At 66.1% G+C, this 6043-nt stretch carries 4 protein-coding genes; all 4 read left to right on the top strand.

The window, feature by feature from the left end:
* Positions 1–342, top strand: a 342-nt coding sequence (locus K8I61_08050; protein MBZ0271974.1) for a glycosyltransferase family 4 protein, incomplete at its 5' end; no start/stop codon positions are given.
* Positions 343–861: 519 nt separating this feature from the next.
* Positions 862–3273 (top strand): glycosyltransferase, encoded by a 2412-nt coding sequence (locus K8I61_08045; protein ID MBZ0271973.1) that lies wholly within the window; start codon positions 862–864, stop codon positions 3271–3273.
* A complete protein-coding gene (locus tag K8I61_08040) occupies positions 3270–4676 on the top strand; it encodes an undecaprenyl-phosphate glucose phosphotransferase (protein ID MBZ0271972.1) in 1407 nt (468 codons plus the stop codon). The genes K8I61_08045 and K8I61_08040 overlap by 4 nt, the downstream gene beginning before the upstream one ends.
* Positions 4677–4703: 27 nt before the next feature.
* Entirely contained in the window at positions 4704–6041 is a 1338-nt protein-coding gene (locus K8I61_08035) for a UDP-glucose/GDP-mannose dehydrogenase family protein (protein MBZ0271971.1), read from the top strand.
* Positions 6042–6043: the final 2 nt, after the last annotated feature.

The raw sequence follows: 6043 nt of genomic DNA, 5'->3' as shown, positions 1-6043 counted from the left end.
CTCTACGCCCGTGCCGACGCGTTTGTCATGGCGAGCCGTTCCGACGGCGACGACGTCGAAGGCTTCGGCATCGTGTTTGTCGAGGCGGGCGCGTTCGGCGTACCGGTCGTCGGCGGGCGATCCGGCGGCGTGCCGGAGGCCGTGCGCGACGGCGAAAGCGGATTTCTGGCCGATCCGCTCGACCCCGCGGATATCGCCGGCAAAATCGCGCGCATCCTCGACGATCGCGCCCTCGCGCGCCGCCTTGGCGACGAGGGCCGGCGCCTGGCATCGGAGGTTTTCACCTTCGAAGCCATGACGCGGGAGATCGCGGCGGCGCTGCACGTCGCCGAGCCAATGTAGCGTTCGCGATGTCAGGGCCGCAAACGAAGCCGCCGCAGGCGGCGGAGTGCGCGGTCGGCAACGGTCGCGAAGTCAGGGCCGCAAACAAAGCCGCCGCAGGCGGCGGAGTGCGCGGTCGGCAACGGTCGCGAAGTCAGGGCCGCAAACGAAGCCGCCGCAGGCGGTGGAGTGCGCGGTCGGCAACGGTCGCGATGTCAGGGCCGCAAACGAAGCCGCCGCAGGCGGTGGAGTGCGCGGTCGGCAACGGTCGCGATGTCAGGGCCGCAAATAAAGCCGCCGCAGGCGGTGGAGTGCGCGGTCGGCAACGGTCGCGATGTCAGGGCCGCAAACGAAGCCGCCGCAGGCGGTGGAGTGCGCGGTCGGCAACGCATCAGGCGGAACGGTATATTGATCGGCGATGCTGGGGCGGTATCGACCGCGCACTTCGCCGCCCCGCTGGCGCGGGGCGACTGCGTTTGCGGCCCTGACGCCTCAACCGTTCGCATGGACAAAACATCCGCCATGCACACAATGTCCGCGATGACCGATACGCGCCCGCACCATGGGGACTCCACTCAATCCTCAATCCTCGATCCTCAATCCTCCCTAAAAGGACACGACATCGTATGCGTCGCGTCCTCGAACTGGGATGGTCTCTGGGTGAACGCGCAGCATCTGATGTCGCGTTTGGCGGAACGCAATCGCGTGCTTTACGTCGAGAACATGGGCCTGCGCGCGCCGGCGGCCACCGGTGGCGATCTCGCCAAAATTGTCCGCCGCGTGCGCACGTGGATGGCGGGTGCGCGGCCGGTGACGCCCAATCTGCACGCGCTCGCGCCGATCGCGCTGCCGTTCCACCAGTTCAAAAGCGTGCGCGCGATAAACCGGTGGCTGCTCGTCCGCCGCATCCGCCGCCACGCGCGTCGCCTCGGCATGACGCGCCCAATCCTCTGGTCGTTCCTGCCGACGGCCGATTCGCTCGTCGGCGCATTGGGGGAAAAGCTCGTCGTGTATCAATGCGTCGACGATTACGCCGCCAATCCCGGAGCGCCGTTCGTGGCGATCCGCGAGGCCGAGGCGCGCATGGTCGATAAGGCCGATCTCGTCATCGCGACGAGCCCCGTGTTGTACGATCGCTTGAAGGATCGCGCGCGCCGCTGCCTGTATTCGCCGAACGCAGCGAACGCGGAGCACTTCGCGAATCCGCCGACGGCGCTTCCCGACGGCGTCGCGCATCTTGCGCGCGGGCGGCGTGTCATTGGATACGCGGGCAACATCAGCGCGTACAAGACGGACATCGCGCTTCTCACGAAGGTCGCCAGGGCCTTTCCCGACGACCTCGTTCTGCTCGTCGGTCCGATCGGCGTCGGCGACCCGACGACGAACGTAGGCGACCTGCTCGCGCAGCCCAACGTGCGTTCGCCCGGCCGCGCCGACTACGATGACCTGCCGGCGATCGTCTCCGCGTTCGATGTGGCGATTCTGCCGCTGGCCGACAACGAATCGACGCGGGCGAGCTTTCCGATGAAGTTCTACGAATACATGGCCGCGGGAAAGCCCATCGTCGCGACTGAACTGCCGAGCTTCGCCGACTACGCGGATCGGCCGGACCTCGTGCGCCTGGCGCGCGGGGCCGATGCGTTTGTCACCGCGGTTCGCGACGCGCTCGCCCATCCCGGCGATGAACGCGTCGTCCAGACGCGCCGCGAGGAGGCGCGCCGGCACGACTGGACGGCGCGCGTGTTGGCGATCGGCCGCGAGACGAACGATGCGCTCGCGAGACGCGCGCCGCGCGTCGCGCTCGTGCACGACTGGCTGACCGGTATGCGCGGCGGCGAAAAGGTGCTGGAGGTTTTCGGCGAGCTGTGGCCGAGCGCCGACCTGCTGACGCTGCTGCACATCCCCGGCAAGGTCTCGAAGACGATCGAGAATCGGCGCATCAAAACGAGCTTTGTGCAGCGCCTTCCGTTTTCCGAAAGCAAATACCGAAACTACCTGCCGCTGTTTCCGTTTGCGATCGAGCGGTTCGACATGTCGCCCTACGACGTGGTGATTTCGAGTTCGCACTGCGTCGCCAAGAGCGTGAAAGTGCGGCCCGGCGCGCTTCACATCAGCTACGTTCACACCCCGATGCGCTACGTGTGGGATATGTACGACGCCTACTTCGGCCCGGAGCGAATCCCATTCGCGCCCGCGCGTTGGGCGATCGGCCTTGTGGCGGCGTGGTTGCGCCGCTGGGACGCGACAACCGCCGATCGCGTGCATCACTTCGTCAGCAACAGCCGGCACGTCGCGGAACGCATCCGCCGTTGCTACGGCCGCGAGGCGACCGTCATCTGGCCGCCGGCGGACATCGCGCGATTCGCGATCCGTAAAACGCCGGGGCGTGACTATCTCATCGTTTCCGCGCTCGTTCCGTACAAGCGCATCGACCTGGCCGTGCGTGCGGCGGCGATTGCGGGATTCGGCCTGAAAATCGTCGGGACCGGGCCGGAGATGGAACGCCTCAAGGCGATGGCCGGGCCGAACGTCACGTTCCTGGGCTGGCAATCCGACGAGGCGCTGCCGGCGCTGTACGCGAATGGCCGCGCGTTCCTGTTTCCGGGCGAGGAGGATTTCGGCATCACCCCGCTCGAGGCGCAGGCGTCCGGCCGCCCCGTCATCGCCTACGCGCGCGGCGGCGCGCTCGAGACGGTGCGCGGCGTGCGCCCGGGCGAGGCGATTCCGAAAGATGCGACGGGCGTTTTCTTCGATGAGCCGAACGTGGAATCGCTCATCGGCGCGATCGCGTTTTTCGAGGCGAACGAGTCCGCGTTCGACCCCGAAGCGATTCGCGCCAACGCGTTGCCGTTTGCGCGCGACCGCTTCCGCGACCAGTTCCGCGCGTTTGTCGAGGCGAAAATGCACGAGCGCGGTATGATCGTGGATACCGCGGCCAGGGCGGCGTCATGACGATCGCGCGGCGCCGCACGTTCGTGCTTTCGCTGGCTGCGGTCGCGGATATCGCCATCGTCGTGGCGGCGTGGCTCGCCGCGTATCCGATTCGTTTCGACCTCGGCGTCATTCCGCTCTTTGTCGATCACGTCCCGCGCTTTTCGGAATACGCGTGGCTCGGTCTTCTTGTCGCGTTCATCTGGACGCTCGTGTTTTTCGGCTCGCGCCTGCACGCGCAAAAGACGATTCCGTCGCTGTTTCGCGAGGTCTATCGCGCCCTGCGCGCGCATGCGATCGCGTTTTCGCTGTTCGTCGTCGCCACGTTCTTCCTCGCGCAGTACAAACCGAGCCGCGTCGTGTACGCGATCTTCGCGCTGATCTCCACGATCGGCATCGCCGCCAATCGTGCCGCGTTTCGCCAGGCGCTTCTCGCGCGCCGCCGGCGCGGTATCGGCGTGCGCCGCGTGCTGGTCGTCGGCGCGGGCGATCTCGGGCGCGAGGTCGCCGCGCGCCTTGCGCGTCACCGGGAGCTTGGCCTTCTGCCGATCGGCTTTCTGTCAGACGAGTCGCCGGGCGCCCCGAGCATCGACGGTCTGCCGGTGTTCGGCGCGCCGACGGACGTGGAGCGCGTGATCGCCGCGCAAAACGTCGAGACCGTGTTCGTCGCGCTGCCTCTTTCGGCTTCCGACCGCCTGCGCGCGGTGCTCGATTGCCTGGGCGAGGAAATGGTCGATGTGAAGGTCGTGCCCGATCTGTATCAATACGTCACGCTGCGGGCCGGCGTGGAGGAGTTCGACGGCCTGCCGGTCATCAGCCTGAAGGAGTCGCCGCTCTACGGCTGGAAGGCGCTTCAAAAACGCGCGTTCGACCTCGTCGCGTCCGCGCTCGGTCTTATCGTCCTGTCGCCGCTGTTCGCGCTCGTGGCAATTCTCGTCAAACTCACAAGTCCCGGCCCCATATTCTACCGCCAGGAGCGCATGGGCCTGGATGGCCGCGTGTTCGACATCCTGAAATTCCGCTCGATGCGTCAGGACGCCGAGGCGCAGACCGGCGCCGTGTGGGCCAAAGAGGGCGACCCGCGGCGCACGCGCTTCGGCGCGTTTTTGAGAAAGACGAACATCGACGAGCTGCCACAGCTTCTCAACGTGCTCAGAGGCGAGATGAGCCTTGTCGGCCCGCGCCCGGAACGGCCCGTTTTCATCGAGCAATTCCGGCGCGAGATCCCCAAATATATGTTGAGGCACCGGGTGAAAGCTGGTATTACCGGCTGGGCGCAAGCAAACGGCTGGCGCGGCGATACGGACCTGCGGCGCCGGATCGAATGCGACATCTACTACATCGAAAACTGGTCGTTTGCCCTGGACCTGCGCATCATCTGGATGACGCTCGTTCGGGGCTTTTTCGATAAAAACGCGTATTGAGGCGCGTGGAAAAAGGACGCGATCGACATGGATATCTGCGTTGTGGGCACGGGTTACGTGGGGCTTGTCGCCGGCACCTGCTTTGCCGAAACCGGCAACGACGTGGTGTGCGTCGACGTGCGGGCCGACATCATCGACAAGCTCAATCAGGGCGAAATCCCCATCTTCGAGCCGGGGCTCGAGGAGCTGGTGCGGCGGAACGCCGATGACGGCCGGCTCTCCTTCACGACCGATCTGGCCGAGGGCGTCCGCAAGGCGAAGTTCATCTTCATCGCCGTTGGAACGCCGCAGGACGAGGACGGCCGAGCCGATCTGCGCTACGTCGTTGAGGTCGCCGGCGACATCGGACGCGCGATGAACGGCAAGGACGTCGAAGCGTTCCCGAAGATCGTCGTCGACAAAAGCACCGTGCCGATCGGCACCGCGGACATGGTGCGCGAGACGATCGCAAGGCACACCGACAAGCCGTTTCACGTCGTCTCGAACCCCGAGTTCATGAAGGAAGGCGCCGCGGTCGACGATTTCCTGAAGCCCGACCGCGTCGTCATCGGCACGGACGACGGCGAGGTCGGCGAGGCGATGAAGCTTCTCTACAAGCCCTTTGTACGCACCGAAAACCCCATCATCGTCATGGACATCCGCTCCGCGGAGATGACCAAATACGCCGCCAACGCGCTGCTCGCGACCAAGATCAGCTTCATGAACGAGATCGCCGGCCTGTGCGAAGAAGTCAACGCCGACGTGGACATGGTGCGCAAGGGCATCGGCCACGACCGGCGCATCGGCTTCCAGTTCCTGTTTCCCGGCGCGGGCTACGGCGGAAGCTGCTTCCCCAAGGACGTGAAGGCGCTCTTGCGCATCGGCGAGGAAAACGGCCGCGGCATGCACATCGTGCGCGCGGTGGATGACGTCAACGCCGAGCAGAAGGCCGTGCTGGTGCGCAAGGCGCATCGCGTTTTCGGCGAGGATCTCACCGGCAAGACGTTCGCGGTGTGGGGCCTCGCGTTCAAGCCGCAGACCGACGATATGCGCGAGGCGCCCTCGATCGTCACCATCCGCGGGCTCATCAAGGCCGGCGCGAAGGTGCGCGCGACGGACCCGCAGGCGCTCGAGGTGGCCGCCGGCATGTTCAGGGAAGAAATTGACGCGGGCGCCGTCACGCTCGTGGAAGACAACTACGCCGCGCTCGCCGGCGCCGACGCGCTCATCGTCGTGACCGAGTGGAACGAGTTCCGCCGCCCGAACTTCGCCAAAATGAAGTCCGCCATGAAAGGCGCCGTCGTCATCGACGGGCGCAACATCTACGAACCGGCGCTCATGCGCGAGGCCGGGTTCGAGTACCACAGCATCGGGCGGCCCTCCTGAAC

Source organism: bacterium (assembly GCA_019912885.1).
GTDB lineage: Bacteria > Lernaellota > Lernaellaia > JACKCT01 > JACKCT01 > JAIOHV01.
This window is presented reverse-complemented; position numbering and strand designations above follow the sequence as displayed.